This is a genomic window from Sphingomonas sp. NFR15, assembly GCF_900103265.1.
GTDB lineage: Bacteria > Pseudomonadota > Alphaproteobacteria > Sphingomonadales > Sphingomonadaceae > Sphingomonas > Sphingomonas pollutisoli.
In genome coordinates this window covers 298,217-317,339 of the sequence record NZ_FMWX01000002.1, presented here as the reverse complement: position 1 = coordinate 317,339, position 19,123 = coordinate 298,217, and the positions used below count along the sequence as shown (strand labels likewise).

17 protein-coding genes and 1 tRNA gene are annotated in these 19,123 nt (G+C 66.6%); 6 read left to right on the top strand and 12 right to left on the bottom strand.

The features are described from left to right. Positions 1 to 179: 179 nt before the first annotated feature. The 5 genes from yihA to rpmH all read right to left on the bottom strand — a co-directional run bounded on the left by yihA (position 180) and on the right by rpmH (position 3,397). On the bottom strand, positions 180 to 827 hold the full coding sequence (gene yihA, locus BLS81_RS06890) for a ribosome biogenesis GTP-binding protein YihA/YsxC (RefSeq protein ID WP_093222529.1): 648 nt from the start codon (positions 825 to 827) through the stop codon (positions 180 to 182). Continuing rightward, complete coding sequence (gene yidC / locus BLS81_RS06885; protein WP_093222526.1) at positions 824 to 2,584, bottom strand: membrane protein insertase YidC; 1,761 nt, start codon at positions 2,582 to 2,584, stop codon at positions 824 to 826. Before yidC ends, yihA begins: the two co-directional genes overlap by 4 nt. A 30-nt stretch (positions 2,585 to 2,614) precedes the next feature. Continuing rightward, positions 2,615 to 2,827: a membrane protein insertion efficiency factor YidD gene (yidD, locus tag BLS81_RS06880; protein WP_093222524.1), complete on the bottom strand. Its 213-nt coding sequence runs from the start codon at positions 2,825 to 2,827 to the stop codon at positions 2,615 to 2,617. 109 nt (positions 2,828 to 2,936) lie between these two features. Then, positions 2,937 to 3,254 carry a ribonuclease P protein component gene (gene rnpA, locus BLS81_RS06875; RefSeq protein ID WP_093222957.1) on the bottom strand — a complete coding sequence of 106 codons (318 nt, stop codon included), beginning with the start codon at positions 3,252 to 3,254 and terminating at the stop codon, positions 2,937 to 2,939. Between the two features lie 8 nt (positions 3,255 to 3,262). After that, positions 3,263 to 3,397, bottom strand: a complete 135-nt coding sequence (gene rpmH / locus BLS81_RS06870; protein ID WP_083224946.1) for a 50S ribosomal protein L34 — start codon at positions 3,395 to 3,397, stop codon at positions 3,263 to 3,265. 237 nt (positions 3,398 to 3,634) lie between these two features. Here rpmH and BLS81_RS06865 point away from each other — a divergent pair, with 237 nt between their 5' ends. Both BLS81_RS06865 and BLS81_RS06860 read left to right on the top strand, forming a co-directional pair. Beyond that, positions 3,635 to 5,143 carry a YifB family Mg chelatase-like AAA ATPase gene (locus BLS81_RS06865; RefSeq protein ID WP_093222521.1) on the top strand — a complete coding sequence of 503 codons (1,509 nt, stop codon included), beginning with the start codon at positions 3,635 to 3,637 and terminating at the stop codon, positions 5,141 to 5,143. 10 nt (positions 5,144 to 5,153) lie between these two features. After that, positions 5,154 to 5,561 (top strand): DUF805 domain-containing protein, encoded by a 408-nt coding sequence (locus tag BLS81_RS06860; RefSeq protein WP_093222518.1) that lies wholly within the window; start codon positions 5,154 to 5,156, stop codon positions 5,559 to 5,561. On the opposite strand, the gene BLS81_RS06855 is transcribed toward BLS81_RS06860, so the two are convergent. The 4 genes from BLS81_RS06855 to BLS81_RS06840 all read right to left on the bottom strand — a co-directional run bounded on the left by BLS81_RS06855 (position 5,548) and on the right by BLS81_RS06840 (position 10,935). Beyond that, positions 5,548 to 6,009, bottom strand: a complete 462-nt coding sequence (locus BLS81_RS06855; RefSeq protein WP_093222515.1) for a GreA/GreB family elongation factor — start codon at positions 6,007 to 6,009, stop codon at positions 5,548 to 5,550. The two genes, BLS81_RS06860 and BLS81_RS06855, sit on opposite strands and share 14 nt — an antisense overlap. An 88-nt stretch (positions 6,010 to 6,097) precedes the next feature. After that, a complete protein-coding gene (locus tag BLS81_RS06850) occupies positions 6,098 to 8,587 on the bottom strand; it encodes a glycoside hydrolase family 3 protein (protein WP_093222512.1) in 2,490 nt (829 codons plus the stop codon). 84 nt (positions 8,588 to 8,671) lie between these two features. Next, the gene (locus BLS81_RS06845; protein WP_093222510.1) at positions 8,672 to 9,919 is read right to left on the bottom strand and encodes an MFS transporter; all 1,248 of its coding nucleotides are present in this window, start codon (positions 9,917 to 9,919) and stop codon (positions 8,672 to 8,674) included. Next, positions 9,919 to 10,935, bottom strand: coding sequence for a LacI family DNA-binding transcriptional regulator (locus BLS81_RS06840; protein ID WP_093222507.1), 1,017 nt, complete (start codon positions 10,933 to 10,935; stop codon positions 9,919 to 9,921). The genes BLS81_RS06845 and BLS81_RS06840 overlap by 1 nt, the downstream gene beginning before the upstream one ends. Before the next feature lie 368 nt (positions 10,936 to 11,303). On the opposite strand from BLS81_RS06840, the gene BLS81_RS06835 reads away from it, so the two are divergent. The 4 genes from BLS81_RS06835 to BLS81_RS06820 all read left to right on the top strand — a co-directional run bounded on the left by BLS81_RS06835 (position 11,304) and on the right by BLS81_RS06820 (position 17,828). Further along, on the top strand, positions 11,304 to 14,498 hold the full coding sequence (locus tag BLS81_RS06835; RefSeq protein WP_093222505.1) for a TonB-dependent receptor: 3,195 nt from the start codon (positions 11,304 to 11,306) through the stop codon (positions 14,496 to 14,498). An 84-nt stretch (positions 14,499 to 14,582) separates the two neighbouring features. Then, positions 14,583 to 15,335 carry a SapC family protein gene (locus BLS81_RS06830; protein WP_093222502.1) on the top strand — a complete coding sequence of 251 codons (753 nt, stop codon included), beginning with the start codon at positions 14,583 to 14,585 and terminating at the stop codon, positions 15,333 to 15,335. After that, positions 15,332 to 16,330, top strand: coding sequence for a cupin-like domain-containing protein (locus BLS81_RS06825; protein ID WP_093222499.1), 999 nt, complete (start codon positions 15,332 to 15,334; stop codon positions 16,328 to 16,330). The genes BLS81_RS06830 and BLS81_RS06825 overlap by 4 nt, the downstream gene beginning before the upstream one ends. 13 nt (positions 16,331 to 16,343) lie before the next feature. Beyond that, positions 16,344 to 17,828, top strand: a complete 1,485-nt coding sequence (locus BLS81_RS06820) for a tryptophan halogenase family protein (RefSeq protein WP_093222497.1) — start codon at positions 16,344 to 16,346, stop codon at positions 17,826 to 17,828. Positions 17,829 to 18,137: 309 nt separating this feature from the next. Here the strand turns inward: BLS81_RS06820 and nusG are convergent, their stop codons facing one another. From nusG to BLS81_RS06805, 3 genes are all read right to left on the bottom strand, one after another. Further along, on the bottom strand, positions 18,138 to 18,674 hold the full coding sequence (gene nusG / locus BLS81_RS06815) for a transcription termination/antitermination protein NusG (protein WP_093222495.1): 537 nt from the start codon (positions 18,672 to 18,674) through the stop codon (positions 18,138 to 18,140). A gap of 14 nt (positions 18,675 to 18,688) precedes the next feature. Continuing rightward, positions 18,689 to 18,886 (bottom strand): preprotein translocase subunit SecE, encoded by a 198-nt coding sequence (secE, locus tag BLS81_RS06810; protein ID WP_069205091.1) that lies wholly within the window; start codon positions 18,884 to 18,886, stop codon positions 18,689 to 18,691. A 149-nt stretch (positions 18,887 to 19,035) separates the two neighbouring features. Then, a tRNA-Trp gene (locus tag BLS81_RS06805) sits at positions 19,036 to 19,112 on the bottom strand. Positions 19,113 to 19,123 lie beyond the last annotated feature (11 nt).

Sequence of the window (19,123 nt, the reverse complement as noted above, 5' to 3'; positions counted from 1 at the left end):
TTAGCGGGCGGCGGCGGCGGGGTCTAGCCGATCGCCTTCCAATCCTCCCCCGCCAGGGCGAGGTGTCACGCATAGCGTGACGGAGGGGGAGGATGCGGGAAGCTCGCGGCAGTTCGCGTCCTCCCCCTCCGTCGCCTGCGGCGCCACCTCCCCTTGGCGGGGGAGGAGCAAACGCTTATTCAGCCGATCGCCTCGATCACCGCCGCGCGCAATTCGGGGATGCCGAGGCCGGTCTCGGACGAGGTCGGCAGGATTTCGGGGTGCGCGGCCGGGCGCTTGCGGGCTTCGGCCGCGGTCGCGGCCATCACCTCGGCGAGTTCGGTCGGCTTGATCTTGTCGATCTTGGTCATGACGAGCCGGTAGCTCACCGCCGCCTTGTCGAGCATGTCGAGGATCTCGCGATCGACCTCCTTGATGCCGTGGCGCGCGTCGATCAGCACCAGCGCGCGTTTGAGCACGTCGCGCCCGCGCAGGAAATCGTTGACCAGGAACCGCCACTTCTTGACGACATCCTTGGGCGCCTTGGCGAAGCCGTAGCCGGGCATGTCGACCAGCCGGAACGCGACCGGATCGCCCACGTCGAAGAAGTTGAGCTCCTGCGTCCGCCCCGGCGTGTTCGAGGTGCGCGCCAGCGCGTTGCGCCCGGCGAGCGCGTTGAGCAACGACGATTTGCCGACGTTCGAACGCCCCGCGAACGCCACCTCCGGCGCGATCGCGTCGGGGATGAAATCCAGCGCGGGCGCGGATTTCAGGAAGCTGACCGGGCCGGCGAAAGCCTTTCGCGCGGCCTCGATCGCTTCGGGGCCGAAGGCGGCGTCCTCGCTCATTTCGCCGCCGCGACCTTCAATTCGGGGTGCCGCGCGTACAGCAGCCGCTGCTGGAGGATGGTCAGCGTGTTCGAGGTGATCCAGTAGATCTGCAGGCCGACCGCGAACGGCGCCATCACGAACATCAGCACCCACGGCATGATCGCGAAGACCTGCTTCTGCGCCTCGTCCATCGGCGCGGGGTTGAGCTTGAACTGGAAGTACATCGAGATGCCGAGCAGCACCGGCACGATGCCGATCGCGAGCATCGGGGGCAGATGCCACGGCAGATAGCCGAACGCGTTGAGGATCGTCGCGGGGTCCGGCGCGGACAGATCGCGAATCCACAGCACGAACGGCTGGTGGCGCATTTCGATCGTCAGCAGCAGCACCTTGTAGAGCGCGTAGAGGATCGGGATCTGGAGGAAGGTCGGCAAACAGCCCGCGAGCGGGTTGACGCCTTCCGACTTGTAGAGCGCCATCACCTCCTGCTGCGCGCGGACCTTGTCGTCCTTGTAGCGTTCCTGAAGCGCCTTCATCTTGGGCTGGATCGCGCGCATCTTCGCCATTGAGGCGAACTGGCGCTGCGCGATCGGGAACAGCAGGCCGCGGATCGTCAACGTCAGCGCGATGATCGCCACTCCGAAATTGCCGATCACGCGGAACAGGAAGTCGAGATATTTGAAGATCGGCTTCTCGACGACCTCGAACCAGCCCCAGTCGATCGCCTTGCCGAAGTGGCGGACGTTGAGCTTGTCCTCATAGCCGTCGAGCGTGTTGGTCTCCTTGGCACCCGCGAACAGCTTGGCGGTGGTCACCAGCGCCTTGCCGGCCGGCACGACCTTGGGCTGGAGCGCGAAATCGGCCTGGAAATTGTCGCCGACCGCCGCGCGGAAGCCGCCGTGCATCTGCGCGCCCGAATCGGGGATCAGCGCGGCCAGCCAATATTTGTCGCCGAAGCCGAACCAGCCGCCGGTCGAATCGAAATAATTGTCGCCGGGCTTGCCGATGTTGCCGAGCAGGTTCTTGCCGATGAAGCTGGCTTCCTTGCCCTGCAGATTGGCGAAGGTGATGTCATAGGTCGCGCCGTGATCGAACACGCCGATCGGGCCGACGTGATCGGTCCAGGTATCGGGATCGGGCGAGACGCCCGCGCGGCTGACGAGGCCGTAGGGCCGCACGGTGATCGGCGCGCCCGTTGGGTTGGTGACGGTCTGCCGAACGGTGAACATGTACCGATCGTCGACCGCGATGCGGATCGAGAAGCGCTGGCCCTGCGGATTGGTCCAGGCGAGCGTGACCGGCTGCGCAGGGGTGAGCACCGGCGCGCTGGCGGTGAACACCGTGTCGGCGCCCGGCGTCGTCACGCCGTCACCGGACCAGCCGAAACCGGCGAAATAGGCGTGTTCGGTGCCCGACGGCGAGAACAGCCGGATCGACGGCGAATCCTTTGCGACGGTTTCCTTGTACTTGCTCAGCACCAGATCGTCGATGCGGCCGCCCTTGAGGTTGATCGAGCCTTGCAGGCTGCGCGTCTCGATGCGCACGCGCGGGGCTTCGCGCAGCACCTGCGCGCGATCGCGAACCTTCTCGGGCGAGGCGGCGCCGGGCCCGGCCGGGCCGGTCGAGGAGGCGACCGCGACGGTCTTGCCGGCTTCGATCTTGGTTGCGGGCGGGTTGGCCGCAGGCAGGTATTTGGAGGCGAAGAACTGCCAGCCGAACAGGATCAGCGCCGCGAACACCGCGAACAGGAGGAAATTTCTGCCTTCGTCTTTCACCTGGAAATCCCGTTCGTAGTTTCGTGGCGCTTATGGCACCGGATCGGGGCCGTAGCCGCCGAAAGGATGGCACCGCCCGATCCGCTTCGCTGCCAGCCAGCCGCCCTTCACCGCGCCATAGCGGCGAAGCGCAGTGATTGCATAGGCGGAACAGGAGGGCTGGTAGCGACAGGAGGAGGGCAGCACGACCGATGGCCCGATCTGCCACGCGCGCACCAGCAGGATGAGGAGGCGGGTCAGCATCGATCTTCGCCTGAACTGTTCTCCCGCGAAAGCGGGAGTTCAGGGCAGCAAACGCCGCGGGTGCGGCTCTGGGCTCCCGCTTTCGCGGCAGAACGGCGGAGAGCAGGTCTCACCGCGCCACCTTCGCCAGCGCCTTGGCCAGTTCGCCGCGGAGCTGCGCGAAATCGCGCTCCACGCCGCCGGCGCGGCCGATCAGCACGTGATCGGCGCCGCGCACGCCCGATTCGGGCAGCACATCACGCGCGAGGGCGCGCAGCCGGCGTTTCATCCGGTTGCGCACCACCGCGTTGCCGATCTTCTTGGTAACGGTATAGCCGATCCGCATCGCCGGATCGCCATCATCGCGCGGCCGAACCAGCAGCACGAAGCCCGGCATCGGCGCGCGTTTGCCGGCGTTCGCCGCGAGGAAATCCGCGCGGCGCGCCAGAACGTGAATTACGCCGACAGCTTCTTGCGACCGCGCGCCCGGCGCGCGCGAATCACGTTGCGACCGCCCGGAGTCTCCATCCGCGCGCGGAAGCCGTGACGACGCGCCCGCACCAGATTGCTCGGCTGAAAGGTCCGCTTCATGAGTCATTCCCTGATCGTCTGAATAGAAAAGGGCCGCCACAGGGACGGCCTCTTAGCGCGTGCCCTTAAGCGGATGACGGTGCGAAGTCAATCGCGGGGATGGCGGAAGGCGCAGCATCTGCCGCGAAGATGGCGGCGGTGTGTTGTAAATACAAGACACCTTGGCGACGGGCCTCACGCGGGCTTTCCCAAACAGCACGCCGCCGCTAAGCCTTTGCCCAACCGGGGGGTTAACAGATGGTCGCGAGCGTATCGACGGTGGCGTATCTCGGGCTCGAGGCGCGCGCGGTCGAGGTGCAGGTGCAGCTCATCCCCGGGCTGCCCGCGTTCAACGTGGTCGGCCTCGCCGACAAGGCGGTGGCGGAAAGCCGCGAGCGCGTGCGCGGTGCGATCGCCTCGATCGGGCTGGCGCTGCCGCCCAAGCGCATCGTCGTCAACATGTCCCCCGCCGATCTGCCCAAGGAAGGCTCGCACTTCGATCTGCCGATCGCGCTCGCGCTGCTCGCCGCGATGGGGGTGATCGATGCCGAGCAACTCGGCGATTTCGTCGTCGTCGGCGAACTCGGGCTCGACGCACGGATCGCGCCGTCGCCCGGCGTGCTGCTCGCCGCGCTGCACGCCGCGGCGGAGGGGAAGGGGCTGATTTGCCCGGCGTCGCAGGGCGCCGAAGCGGCCTGGGCGGGTTCTGTCGGGGTGCTCGCCGCCCCCGACATCCTTACGCTCGTCAACCACTTCAAGGGGCACGGGCTGATCGCCGCGCCCGCGCCGGGCGAAGCGATCGACGCGGTCCACGGACCCGATCTGCGCCAGGTGAAGGGGCAGGAGACCGCCAAGCGCGCGCTCGAAATCGCGGCGGCGGGCGGGCACAATCTGCTGATGGTCGGCCCGCCCGGCGCGGGCAAGTCGCTGATGGCGTCGTGCCTGCCCGGCATCCTGCCACCGCTCGACGCCGCCGAGGCGCTGGAGGTGTCGATGGTGGCGAGCGTCGCGGGCACGCTCACCGGCGGGCGGCTGACGCGAACCCGGCCATACCGCGCGCCCCACCATTCCGCGTCGATGGCGGCGCTTACCGGCGGCGGGATGAAGGTGAAGCCGGGCGAGGTCAGCCTCGCGCATCTCGGCGTGCTGTTCCTCGATGAGTTGCCCGAGTTCCAGCGCGCGGTGCTCGATTCGCTGCGCCAGCCGCTCGAAACCGGCACGGTCAGCGTCGCGCGCGCCAACGCGCACGTCACCTTTCCGGCGCGCGTGCAACTGGTTGCGGCGATGAACCCGTGCCGCTGCGGCCATCTCGGCGACGCGGCGCTCGCCTGCGCGCGCGCGCCGAAATGCGCGGCGGACTATCAGGCCAAGGTGTCCGGGCCGCTGCTCGACCGGATCGATCTGCATGTCGAGGTACAGGCGCTCTCCGCCGCCGATCTCGTCCTGCCGCCGCCGGCCGAAGGCTCGGCGGAGGTGCGCGCGCGCGTTGCGGCAGCGCGCGCCGTGCAAACGGAGCGCTACGCCGATCACGCGATCCGCACCAACGCCGAAGTCGATGGCGTGCTGCTCGACGCCGTCGCCACGCCGGATGACGCGGGGCGCACGTTGCTCGCACAGGCCTCCGAAGCGATGCGGCTGTCCGCGCGCGGCTACACCCGCGTCCTACGCGTCGCGCGCACCATCGCCGATCTGGCCGGAAGCGCGGGAGTAGGGCGGCTGCACGTCGCCGAGGCGCTCAGCTACCGGCGGCGGGCGCCGAGCAATTGAAGGACAGGCAATGGCTCTGATCCTGCGCGCGCTCAGACATTATGCAGACTTCGCCGGCCGATCGCGCGCGGCGGAAATATGGAGCTTTCAGCTTGGCCAGTTGATGGTCGTGGCAGCGGTGTATGTGCTGTTCGCCGTGATCGTTGGTTTCGAATGGGGAGCGGGGACGGGCACGCCGGTTCTCGCCTTTCAAATGCTGATGGCGCTCCTCGTGGCCTTCGTTATTGGCACGCTCATACCGCTTGTCGCGATGCAAGTCCGACGTTTTCACGATCAGGCGATGTCGGGCTGGTTCCTCCTTCTTGGTCTCATTCCCTATCTTGGGCCGTTGATCCTGCTGTTCTTCTTGTGTCGACCAGGCACGAAGGGGGCGAACCGCTACGGCCCAGACCCACGGGACGAACTCACACGCTGGTGATCGCCACAATCTCGATCGCGTCCGCCTTCCCGCCGAACTCCACCGTCTCGCCTTCCTCCGCGCCGATCATCGCGCGGGCGAGCGGAGCGGAGAACGCGATGCGGCCGGCCGCCGGATCGCTCTCGTCGAAGCCGACGATCTCGATCTCGCGTTCCGCCCCGTTCAGTCTGAACGTCACGCGCGTGCCGATCGCGACGGCTTCGCCGCTGGCGGGCGGGGCGAGTTCGGCGGTGGTTTCGCGCGTCGACCAATAGCGCAGGTCACGCTCGGCGAGCGCGCGCGCATCTTCGTCGGTGGCGGCGGCGACGGCGGCGCGCAAATCCTCGATCCGCGCGGCGATCTGCGTCAGCCCGCGCGGGGTGACGAAATTGGGGCCGGGCGGGATCGGCAGTTCGAACCGCGGTTCCTTATGCTCCTCGTCGCTTTCGCGCCGGAATGCCACGCTCACGCATCTCTCTCCTGATCGTCAATCGACCCCTGTCGCCCATCCGTAACGGTGCGGCCAGTGGATTGTTGCGATCTGGATCAAACCCGCGTCAGCGCGGGCACGCCACCACGTCGTCGGCGACGGTGCCGACCGCGACGCGCGCGATGCTTGTCTCGAACGGTTGCGCGGTGCGCAACTGGAAGGGCGTCTCGATCCGTGCCATGTCAGCGGTCCTGGCGAAGCATTTGAGCGGAATGCCGATCGTCCGCCATGCGCCGACACGCAGCTTGGCCGGCGCGATCGGCACCGAAGCGGTGCAGGTCGGGCCGCAGACGACGCCGATCGTCAGATCGGCGGGTGGTGCGGTGTCGAACCGCATCGTCGCCAGCAGCAGCACGTCGCCGTTGGTCTCGCGGGTGAGATCGACCGGCGTCTGGGTGTGGAGGTCGATCACCTGCGGCCCGCCGCCCGCGAGCGCGAAGTGCCGCGCGCCTTCCTGCACCTCATGGTCGATCGCGGTGATCTTGATGCGACCGCCGAGCGCCTGGGCGGGCACCGTCGTGATCCGCGTCACGCCGACCACGCCGTCGCTGACTTGAAGCGACCAGCCGGGCGTCGCCACGCCGGCGCCCATATACACGCCGGTGTCACCGTCATCGACGATGCCGGGGTCTTCCGACAAAGGCTTCCACGCCACCTTGGGCTCGCGCCCGCTCAGGCCGTAGCCGAACGGATAGAGTACCGGCCCGCCGGGCTTGGCGGTAAGCGGCCAGGCGGCGGGCAGCTTGCCGGTGAACGGCGTGCCACCCGCCCCGAACAGCCGGTCGGCGACACCTTCACCCTCGGTGCCCGGCAGCCACGCCACCACGAAGGCGTCTGCCGCGTTCAATTCGGGGCTGACGAACAGGGGGCGCCCGGTCAGCATCACCGCGACGACGGGGATGCCCGCGGCCTTCAGCCGTCGCATCGTCTCCACCGGCTTGCGCAATTCGGGGCGCAATTGCAGCGTGCGCAGATCGCCCTGGAATTCGGCATAGGGCGTCTCGCCGAACACCACGATCGCAGCGTCGGGACGCTTCGTGAAACGCCCGTCGGGCGCATATTCGGCATGGCCGCCCGCCGCGCCGACGGCCGCCTTTATGCCGCCCCACAGGCTGGTCGCGCCGGGGAACATGCTGGCGTCCAGCCCCGTGCCTTGCCAGCTCAGCGTCCAGCCGCCCGATTGCCGGCCGACATCGTCGGCGCCGTCTCCCGCGACCAGGATGCTGGCGGAGGCGCGCAGCGGCAGGACGCCGGTGTTCTTGAGCAGCACCAGCGACTTGGCGACCGCCTCGCGTGCGATCGCGCGATGCGCTGGGGCGCCCAGCAGGCGCCAGTCGCCCGCCAGCGGGCGCGACGAGGGTTTGCCCATCTCGAACAGCCCGAGCCGCAGCTTGACCCGCAGCACTCGCGCCACCGCGTCATCGAGCCGCGCCATCGGCACCGTCCCGTCCTTCACCTGCGCGATCAGCGAGGCATACAGCGGCTTCCAGCTATCGGGCGCCATATACATGTCGATGCCGGCATTGATCGCCTGCGGGCAGCTTTCGTTGGTGCAGCCGGCGATCTGGCCGTGGGCGTTCCAGTCGGTGACGACGAACCCGCCGAAATGCATGCGGTCCTTGAGGACGCCGGTGACCAACCCTTTCTCACCGGCGATCTTGCGGCCCTGCCAGCTCGAGAAGCTCGTCATGACGGTGCCGACACCGGCTTCGACCGCCGGAACATAGGGCTTGCCATGAATGTCGCGCAGCACCGTCTCGCTGATCTTGGCGTCGCCCTGGTCATGGCCTTCGAAGGTGCCGCCATCGCCGATGAAATGCTTGGTGCTCGCCAGCACATGCGGCCCGGCAAGGATGCGGCTGCCGTCGGGCGGCCCCTGCAACCCCAGGATCATGTGCTGGACATAGCTCGCGACCAGATCGGGATCGGACGAATAGCCCTCGTACGCGCGGCCCCAGCGATAATCCTGCGGCACGGTGATGGTCGGCGCGAAGGTCCATTCCTGCCCGGTGGTGCGGATTTCGGCGGCGGTGGCGGCGCCGATCCGCTCGATCAGCCCGGGATCACGCGTCGCGCCGAGCCCGATGTTCTGCGGGAACAGCGTCGCGCCGACGATGTTGCTGTGGCCGTGCACCGCGTCGGTGCCCCACAGCATCGGGATGCCGACGCCGCCCTTTGTGGTATCGACCGAGGCCGCCCAGAGTTGGTCGGCCAGTTCGAGCCACTTAGGCGCCGGCGCGAAATCGTCACCGCCGGGTCCGGCGTTCCCGCCGTTGAGCACCGAGCCGATATGATATTGCCGCACTTCGTCGGGCGTGATGTTGGTGATGTTGGCCTGCAGGATCTGCCCGACCTTCTCCTCCAGCGTCATCCGTTTGAGCAAGGCGGCGATGCGCGCCTCGTCCGCCGGCTTGGCGGCCACTGGCCACGTCGCGCTCGGCCAGATTTCCGGGTGGATCGTCGGCACGGGGCCTACGGGGGCGGAGGGGCGGGTTTGCGCGGGAAGGGCAGCCGCAGTCGCGCAGGCAAGGCCCGCCAGCACCGTTTTCGAGATCATGTCCGCTCCCATCGCCGGCGCTCAGGCGGCCACCGGCATCCCCATTATCGACGGCACGTTCCTGACAACGTTGACATGGCCGTGTCAAGGGGCAAGCGAACGCCGCATCTCTTCGATCGGGCGGTAGAAAAACGCGCACAGCACCGCGAGCAGCGCCGCGATAGCGATGCCGCCGAGACTCGGTAGGGCCGGAAATACCAGTGCCAGTGCAAGCGCTTGGGTGGAAAGCGCCTGTGCCAGCTTGCGCGCGATCGTGGCCGCCGCATAGACCCGCCCCGCATAGCCGACGACCGCCGCGTCCTGTTCGCACGCGCTGACGGTCGCGGGAACCAGCGACCAGAACATCACCGACAGTCCTTGCCCGGCGACGATCGCACCGGTCACGCTGACCAGCGCCATCACGACTCCGCCACCGAAGCATCCAAACAACGCCGCGCCCAGCATCAGCATGGCGGCGTAGCGCAACGTCGCGCCCTGGCCGATTCGCGTGGCGAGATGGGTCCAAAGCGGTGTGGTCACCAGCAGCGACAATGCCGGCAGCAGCGCGGCATAATAGCCCCAGCGCCGCGCGCCGAGCCGATCGAACACGAACAGCAGCGAAACGTTGAGCAGTGACACCGCCAGCCCGACCGCCAGGATCGTTGCGATCAGGCGCCGCAACGCCGATGACCGTGCCAGCAATCCGAACATCGCCAGGAGTGCCCGATCAGAGCGAAGCGCGGCGGCGGCAGGCTTGATCCGTTCGCGCGTGCCGAACGCGGTGAGGAAGAAGGTCGGTGCCGCGATCCCCGCGAGGACCGGCGCCCCGAGTGAGAAACCGCCGCCCGCATCGCCCGCGGGCAGCACGGCATAGACCAGCGCCGCGACGAGACCGCCGAGCGCGGCAGCCTGCATCCGCGCGCCGGTCAGCCGCAGGTGATCCTGGGGATCGGCGGAAATCCGCGCCGTCAGTGCCCCATAAGGGATGTTGCCGATGCCATAGGCGCAGCGCAGCGCGAGATAGGTGGCGAGCGCATAATAGGGCACATAGCCGCCGTTCACCGGCGGCGGCACCAAGGCGGCGCACAGGATCAGCACCGATAGCGGGCCTCCGATCGCGACCCACGCGCCCAGCCGCACGCGCGGCGCGAGCCGGTCGGCGGTGACGCCGACGAACACGTCCATCAGCCAGTCCGCCGCCGCGCCGGCCAGGAAAATCAGCGACGCGACCTCGGGCGCGATGCCGAGCTGGCGGACGTAATAGAACAGCAGGTAGAGTTCGATCGATTGCCAGACGGTGTTGAAACCGAAATCTCCAGCAGCGTAGGACCAGACTTCGCGCCGGCGAAGCATCACTCGAGCGATCGGGGCGGGGCGGCGGATTCGCGGATCAGCAGTTCGTGCGGATGCGTGATCCGTGCCGTGACGGCGCGGTCCTCGAGCTGGGCGATCAGCATCTCGGTCGCCGCGATCGCCATTTCGAACACCGGCTGCCGCACCGTCGTCAGGCGCGGCCAGGTGATGCGCGACACTTCCGAATCGTCGAAGCCGACGACCGAGAGATCGTCGGGTATCGACAGGCCGAATTCGCGCGCGGCCATCATCGCGCCGACCGCCATGTCGTCGTTTTGCGCGAGGATCGCGGTCGGCCGGTCACCGCGGCCGAAGATGTCGCGCGCGGCGGAGAGGCCGCTGTCGAAGGTGAACAGTCCGGGTTCGATCCGCTCGAGCCGCAGCTCGATTCCGGCCTTGTAGAAGGCTTGCATGTAGCCGAGCATCCGCGCCTCGGTCGATGCGTGGGTGGGATCGCCGCGGATGATGGCGATCTCACGGTGGCCGAGCCCGATGATATGCTCGGCGATCTCGCGCGCGGCGGCGACGTCGTCGATCAGGTTGCTCGGCGCCGCGTCGATCATCCGGGTCGGCGCGATCCGCGCGCACAGGATGCGCGCGTCCTTCAACTGGTTGAGGATGATCGGATTATCCGAGGCGGGCGGGGCGAGCACCACGCCGTCGAGCGCGGCCGAGCGCAGCATCCCGACGACCTCGCCGGCGTGTTCCTGCACCGACCGGATCGGGATCACCACGAGCTGATAGCGTTCGCCCGTCAACCGATCGAGCACGCCGCGCTGCAGCTCGACGACATAGCTGGGGCTGGGGTTTTCGTAGATCAGCCCGATCATGTTCGATTTGCGCCGCACGAGCGCCTGCGCGAACACGTTGGGATGATAATCGAGCGCGTCGGCCGCCTCGCGAACGCGCTGCTTGACGGCCTGGCTGACGTGCGGTTCGCCGTTGAGCACGCGCGAGACGGTCTTTGCGGAAACCCCGGCGAGGCGCCCAACATCGACGATCGTCGTTCGCTTCATGCTGCTGTCCTGTTTGGTTGAGGACGTGACGTAGCGGTAATGTCTCGCTTACGCCAGATATGCTGATAACGTTGACAGTTTCGCGGCAGCGCAACTTCGCCGTTTCGCATCCCGCGCCGGTTTGCCCACTATCGCGGCGGGGCCGCATACGCCGCGGGAAAAGTCCGAGTATTGCGCGCATTTGCGCCGCCATCGGGTCGCCTGCCGGTTTTTCGACGCTACCCGTACCTGCGCGGTGGACACAGCCGAGCAACAATCGGCAGTTGACAACGTCGGACAATAGAGTAGCTCTGGCGGCGTCGATCCCGAACAGGGGGAATCGCAAGTGAAAGGCGGCCGGCAGGGCCGCGCCTTGGGAGAGGGGATTTATGAAAAGCCTGAGTCACGCGTCGGCACTCGCCTGGTCGGCCTCGGTCGTCGCGATCGCCACGGGACTGGCGCTGCCGCAAGCGGCGGCCGCACAAGATTCATCCGTTTCGGCGCAGCAGGGGACGCCGCAGGCCGATACCGCCGCCGCCACACCGGCGCGTGAGACCGGCGCCGCCGCCACCAACGGCGTGCCCGACACCGCCGCTGCCGACGACATCGTCGTGACCGGCGTGCGCGCCAGCCTCGAACGCTCGATCGCGATCAAGCGCAACTCCACCGGCATCGTCGATGCGATCTCGGCGGAAGACATCGGCAAGTTCCCCGACACCAACCTCGCGGAATCGCTCCAGCGCATCACCGGCGTGTCGATCGACCGTGTCAACGGGCAGGGTGCGCAGGTGACGGTGCGTGGCTTCGGGCCGAGCTTCAACCTCGTCACCCTCAATGGCCGCACGCTCGCCTCGTCCTATGCGCAAACCGTCGGCGGCGACGAGAGCGCCGACGGCACCGTCGGCGTGACGCGGTCGTTCGACTTCTCCAACCTCGCGTCGGAAGGCGTCAAGACGCTCGAAGTCTACAAGACCGGCCGCGCCGCCGTCCCGTCAGGCGGCATCGGCGCGACGATCAACGTCGTGACCCGCCGCCCGCTCGATTCGCGCGAAGCCGGCTTCAACGGGAGTGTGGGTGCCAAGCTCAACTATGACACCAGCGCGAGCGACTGCGTCGATTGCGGCTCGGTCGTCACGCCCGAATTCACCGGCCTCGCAAGCTGGTCCAATCCCGATCAGACCTTCGGCGTGTCGCTGTTCGGCAGCTATCAGGAGCGGCACTTCTCGACCGTGTCCGCCACGTCGAACGACTGGAACATCCGGACGTTCAAGGACTTCCTCGATCCCGCCAACGGCTTCGTCAACGCGGCGACCAAGATCAACAACGCGCCGACCGATCCGAACCATCTCGTCTCGGTGCCGAACGACAGCCGCTACCACTTCGCCGATGACAAATATCAGCGGCTGAACGGGCAGGCGATCATCCAGTTCAAGCCGACCGACGCACTCACCGTCACCGCCGACGCGCTGTACGCGCGCACCAAGCAGAAGGAGGTGCGTTCCGACGAAGCGAACTGGTTCAACCGTCCGTTCGACGTCGTGACCTTCGACAACAACCCGGCCGTCGCCACGACCACCTATCTCCATGAGACGATTTCCGGCGTGAAGGACGAGGACTGGGAGCAGCAATATCGCGCCCAGAAGAACACGCTCGAGGATTACGGCCTCAACCTGAAATGGGACGCCGCCAGCAACTTCACCGTCGCGATCGATGGCCATTACGGCAAGTCGTCGGTGCTGCCGGATGCCCCCAATGGCACCAGTTCCACTCTCGTCGGTCTCGGCGCCAACGTCATCACCGCGCATTCGGTCGATTACAGCGGGTCGATCCCGGTGCAGGACGAGGTCATCAACGATGCGCTGAAGGGCAACGGCAACGGCGTGCTCGACTCGGGCGACGTCGGCTCATCGATTGGCCGCACCTACACCACCAGCCAGCGGCAGACGGTGAAGGAAGGGCGGATCGATTTCGGCTGGGATCTCGGTGAAGGCAGCCGGTTCGATTTCGGCGGCTTGTACCGCGATACCAAGACCAACCAGCAGCTCATCTCGACCCAGCAGACGCTCGGCAACTGGAGCGTCGATCACCCTGGCGACGTCGATCAGGTCGCGCCCGGCGTGCTCCAGCAGTTCTGCCTGCTGTGCAAGTTCAGCGCCTATGATCCCAAGGCGACCGGCGTTAATCTCATCGCGTTCCGCGGCAATCCGATCACGCTCTATGACAAGCTCTCCAGCTATTATGGCGGGCAGGGTAATACAGTCGGCTTCACCGCCCGCCAGAACAACACGGTCAAGGAAACGATCTTCTCCGGCTATGCGCAGGTTACGTGGAAGGGGCAGCTCGCCGGCCACGAAACCAGCCTCGTCGCCGGCGCGCGCTACGAACATACCAAGGAAGAGGCGGTCGGCATCCAGTACCTGCCGACCTCGATAAGCTGGGTTTCGGATAACGACTTCACGATCAACCTCTCGAACTCGCCATCGACGCTCACGGGTCACGGATCGTACGACAACATCCTGCCCTCATTCGACTTCCAGATAGAGTTGAAGCGAAACCTGATCGGTCGCTTCTCGGCGAGCCGTACGATCGCGCGGCCGAACTACGACAATCTGTTCACGTCTTATGCGATCTCCGCGCCACCCCGTCCGACTGCGCTTGGCGGCGTCGCCACCGCATCGACCGGCGACCCCAATCTCGCGCCGCTGATCTCCGACAACATCGATCTGTCGTTCGAATATTACTTCAAGCCCGACACCTATTTCTCGGTCGGCTTTTTCGACAAGCGCGTGCATAACTTCATCGGCACCGGCCAGTCGCAGGCGCCATTGTTCAGCGTGCGCGATCCGAGTTCGGGCGCGGCGGGCACGATCTCGGGCCAGGCCAAGACCGCGCTCACCAATCTCGGCGCGGACATCAGCGACGTCAACCTGTTCACCTATGCGGCGCTGATCCAGCGCGACGGTGCGGCAGCGGCGGCGACCGAGTTCGGGGCGCATTACGATCCCACAAAGAAGTCGGTCGACCAGGCGTTCATCAACACCGTGCTGTCGGCGGTCGATCTCAACGGCAACGCTGCGGACCCCTATTACGTCTTCACGCTGTCCAAGCCGATCAACAACAAGGATGCCGAGATCTACGGCTTCGAAATCGCCGGGCAATATTTCCTTGGCGAGACCGGCTTCGGCGTGTCGGGCAGCTTCACCTATGTGAAGGGCGACGTCGGCTTCAACAACGGTGGCGACCCGAGCATCGACCAGTTCGCGCTGACCGGTCTCAGCAACACCGCCAACGCCACGCTGATCTACGACAAGCACGGCATCTCGGCACGGCTGAGCTACAATTGGCGCGACAGCTTCCTGTCGGCGCTCAACCGCGACAGCTACAAGAACCCTGTCTACACCAAGCCGTACGGGCAGCTCGACGCGAACATCAGCTATGATCTCAACCAGCATATCGCGCTGTCGGTCGAAGGCATCAACCTGACCAATTCGAGCCTGCGCACCTACGGTCGATCGGAGACCAACCTGTGGTTCGCGCAGGAACTCAAGCGGCGCTTCCTGTTCGGCGCACGCTACCGGTTCTGAATAAGGGGGCGACGTCCGGGGTGCCCGCACCCCGGACGAAGCGCCGCATTGCCGGGTGCCTCGGCAAAGGCATATGAGTATTCCATGACGGGACCGGTTCTTCTCGACACCATCGCGCATGCCGATCTGCGTGTCGCGATCGGGTATGCGGCGCGGTTCGGCGACGCGGTCAACGAATGCGCGATCTTTCCGAACGAATTCGACGATCTCCAGCGCGAGTATCCGATCCTGTTCCGCAAGGATGCGGACGGCGCCTTCCAGGCGGTGGCACTGCTCGGGTTCGATCGCGACGAGAATCTGTTCCTCGACGAGTCCGGCTGGCAGGCGCGGCATGTGCCGGCGCTGCGCCAGCGCGGGCCGTTCCTGATCGGCATGGGACAGCGCGACCAGCAGCCGGAACCGATGATCTATGTCGATCTCGAATCCCCGCGCATAGGCGCGGCGGACGGGCAGGCGGTGTTCTTGCCGCATGGCGGGCGGGCGCCGTATCTCGACCATATCGTGCGGGTGCTGCAGGTCATCCACGATGGCGAGCGCCAGCGGGGCACCATGTTCGCCGCGTTCGCGCAAGCCGGCCTGATCGCGCCGATCGCGCTCGACATCGCGCTCGACGAGTCGACGCGCTACACGATACCCGACTGTTTCACGATCGCGACCGAGCAACTCGCGCGGCTCGACGGCGCCGCGCTATCCGCGCTCAACCGGAGCGGCTTTCTGCGCCAGGCCTTTCTCGTCGCATCCTCGCTCGGGAACGTCGGCCGGCTGATCGACCTCAAGAACCGGCGTCGTCGCGCCGAGGCGGGTGAAGCGGTGCCCGTCACCCCGGTCGCCGCGTGACGGTCGCCGATCTCTCGGACGCCGTGCGCGATTTCGACGCCGCGGCGCTGGTCGCGCGCCAGCAGCCGGTGGTGCTGCGCGGCCTCGTTTGCGATTGGCCGCTGGTGCGCGCCGGCCGCACCGGCGCGCAGGCCGCCGCGGACTATCTCAAGCGTTTCTACCAGGGTGCGCCGGTGGTCGGCTATGCCGGGCCAGCGCGGATCGGTGGCCGATTTTTCTACGATGACGGCATGACCGCGATGAACTTCACCGCGACGCGGGTGAAGCTCGACGCCTGGCTCGATCGGCTGCTGAGCGACGCGGACGACGATGCGCTCTATGTCGGCTCGACCGATCTCGACACTTATCTTCCGGGGCTGCGCGACGAGAACGATCTTCCCCAGGACGCGTTCGCCGGGGCGACCCCGCGCGCGAGCATCTGGATCGGAAATCGCACCACCGCCGCGACGCATTACGACATGTCCAACAACGCCGCCTGCTGCATCGCCGGGCGGCGGCGGTTCACATTGTTCCCGCCCGAACAGATCGACAACCTGTATCCCGGTCCCCTCGAACCGACGCCGGGCGGGCAGGCGGTCAGCATGGTCGATCTACGCGCGCCCGATCTCGCACGCTATCCACGCTTCGCCGAGGCGTTGCGCGTGGCGCAGGTGTTCGATCTGGAGCCCGGCGACGTGCTCGTCTATCCGGCCCTGTGGTGGCACAATGTCGAGGCGCTCGACGCCTTCAACATCCTCATCAACTATTGGTGGAACGCGGCGGCGCCGTTCCTCGACTCCCCGATGAACACATTGCTCCACGGCTTGCTCAGCCTGCGCGACCGACCGGACAGCGAGAAGCAGGCGTGGCGCGCGCTGTTCGATTATTACGTGTTCGGCCCCGCCGACCGCGCGGGCGCGCATCTGCCCGAAGCGGCACGCGGGCCGCTCGCGCCGCTGGACGCGCTCGGCGCGCGCCGGTTGCGCGCGCAACTGCTCCAACGGCTCAACCGGTGAACGAGGGAAAGCGATGAACCACGCACAGACGATCCGGCGCGTCGTGATCGCCGGCGGGGGCACCGCCGGCTGGGTCGCGGCGGCGGCGCTCTCCAAGCATCTCGGCGCGCTGCTCGATATTGTGCTGGTCGAATCCGACGAGATCGGCACGGTCGGCGTCGGCGAGGCGACGATCCCGACGATCCGCACCTTTCATCGTTTTCTCGAGCTCGACGAGCGCGACTTCATGCGCGCGACGCAGGCGACGTTCAAACTCGGCATCGCCTTCGAGAATTGGGCACGGCGCGGCGACCGCTATGTTCACGGCTTCGGCCGGGTCGGCCAGTCGATCTGGATGGGCGACTTCCAGCATATGTGGCTGCGCGGCCGCGAGGCCGGCATCGCCGACGATCTCGGCGCCTATTGCCTCGAACTCGCCGCCGCCGAAGCCGGCAAGTTCGCGACCTCGGACACGGGTAGGATCAACTACGCCTATCATTTCGACGCCTCGCTCTACGCGGGCTTCCTGCGCCGCTTCAGCGAGGCGCGGGGCGTCACCCGCCTCGAAGGCCGTATCGGCGGGGTGCGGCGCAACGCCGATACCGGCGATATCGAAGCGCTCTATCTCGCCGACGGCCGCGAGGTGGCGGGCGATCTGTTCGTCGATTGCACCGGCTTTCGCGGCATGCTGATCGAGCAGACGCTCAAGGCCGGCTATGAGGATTGGAGCCACTGGCTGCCCACCAACCGCGCGCTCGCGGTGCAGACCACGTCGGTCGCGCCGGCGGTGCCCTATACCCGCGCGATCGCGCATGATGCGGGCTGGCAATGGCAGATTCCCTTGCAGCATCGTGTCGGCAACGGGCTGGTCTATTGCAGCGAGTATCTTTCTGACGACGCGGCGGAGACGACGCTGCGCGCGCAAATCCAGGGCGAGCCGATCACCGAGCCGCGCCTGATCCGCTTCGTCACCGGGCGCCGCAAGCGCGTGTGGGACCATAATTGCGTCGCGCTCGGCCTCGCCAGCGGCTTCGTCGAGCCGCTCGAATCGACCAGCATCCACCTCATCATGATCGGCGTGACGCGGTTGATCCAGAGCTTCCCGTTCGGCGGGATCAAGCCGTCGCTGGTCAAACATTACAACGATCTCGCCCAAGCCGAACTCGAACGCGTCCGCGATTTCATCATCCTGCATTATCACTTGAACCAACGCGGCGATGATCCCTTCTGGGAACGGTGCCGCACGATGGCGATCCCCGACACGCTCGCGCAGCGCATTGCCCTGTTCCGCGAGTCCGCCATGACCCCGCAGACGGCCGACGATCTGTTCCAGGCCGATAGCTGGCTCCAGGTGATGCTCGGCCAGCGGCTGGAGCCGACCGGCTATCACCGCATGGGGCATATGCTGAGCGTAGAGCATCTGCGCCGTGCCTTTGCCGACGTGCGCGATGGCATCGCGGGCACCGTGGCGCGCATGCCGACCCATCACGAGTTTCTGGAGCAATATTGCGCCGCGTGAGGGGGAGGAGTGTGCGCCGGGGCGGCTGGGGGGGAAGTGGGATTGCCATCCTTCCCAGCGCTCAAAGAAACAGTCGATTTCAGCAAACTGTCGGCGCCGTTTGGGGGGATCAGGCGATAAGCGTCGTTCGCCTGTACGAATACGCCACGCTTAGGGGCCTGTCCCGCACTCCGGCCAGCAGGGCATAAAACCCCGCCGCGGCAAAGCCGCGTCGTCGGACGGGTTCGGCTGCGCCGACCCGCCGGCCGGTCGAGCGCCGTCTCGCGAGCAGCTTCGCTGCTCGCGTGCGGTCGCGCGTAAGGCTTCGCCTTACTTGCTGCGCTCGACCTGATCGAACTCCAGTTCCACCGGCGTGGCGCGGCCGAAGATCGACACCGACACCTTGACGCGGCTGCGGTCGAAATCGAGTTCCTCGACCAGACCGTTGAAGCTCGCGAACGGGCCGTCGAGCACCTTGACCGAATCGCCGATCTCGAAATCGACCTTGACCTTCGCCTTGGGCGCGGCGGCGGCTTCTTCCTTCGAATTGAGCATGCGCGCGGCCTCGGCCTCGCTGATCGGCTGGGGTTTGCCCATCGAGCCGAGGAAGCCGGTCACCTTGGGGGTGTTCTTGACGAGGTGGTACACGTCATCGTTCATGTTGAGCTTGGCGAGCACATAGCCGGGCATGAACTTGCGCTCGACCGCGATCTTCTTGCCACGCCGCGCCTCGGTAACGGTCTCGGTCGGCACTTCGATCTGCTCGACGAGCTGGTCGAGGCCCATGCGGGTCGCCTCGGCCATGATCGAATCGCGAACCTTGCCCTCGAAACCCGAATAGGCGTGAATGATGTACCAGCGTGCCATGTGTCGTCCCGTAATCAGTTCGCGAGGGTGAGCAGATATTTGACGATCAGTTCGAAGATCGTGTCCACCCCGAAGAAGAACACCGCCAGCAGCGTCGTCATGATCATCACCATCACGCCGGTCATGATCGTTTCGCGCCGGGTCGGCCAAACCACCTTGGCGGTTTCCGCGCGCACCTGCCGGTAGAATTCGATCGGGGTCGTCTTCGCCACTGTCTGTACTCGCTTTGGTTGGCGCCGGAACCGGGGACATGGGTCCGCCGCCCGGTCCCGCCAAGGGGCCGACGACGAATGTTCCCGATTTCGGAATGGAAAAACGTTACCGCCGGCGATCCGGAAAATCAAGCGTGGCGATAAGGAAGTGGCAGGGGAGCTCGGACTCGAACCGAGGGCCTTCGGTTTTGGAGACCGACGCTCTAACCAACTGAGCTACACCCCTGTGCGGAGGCG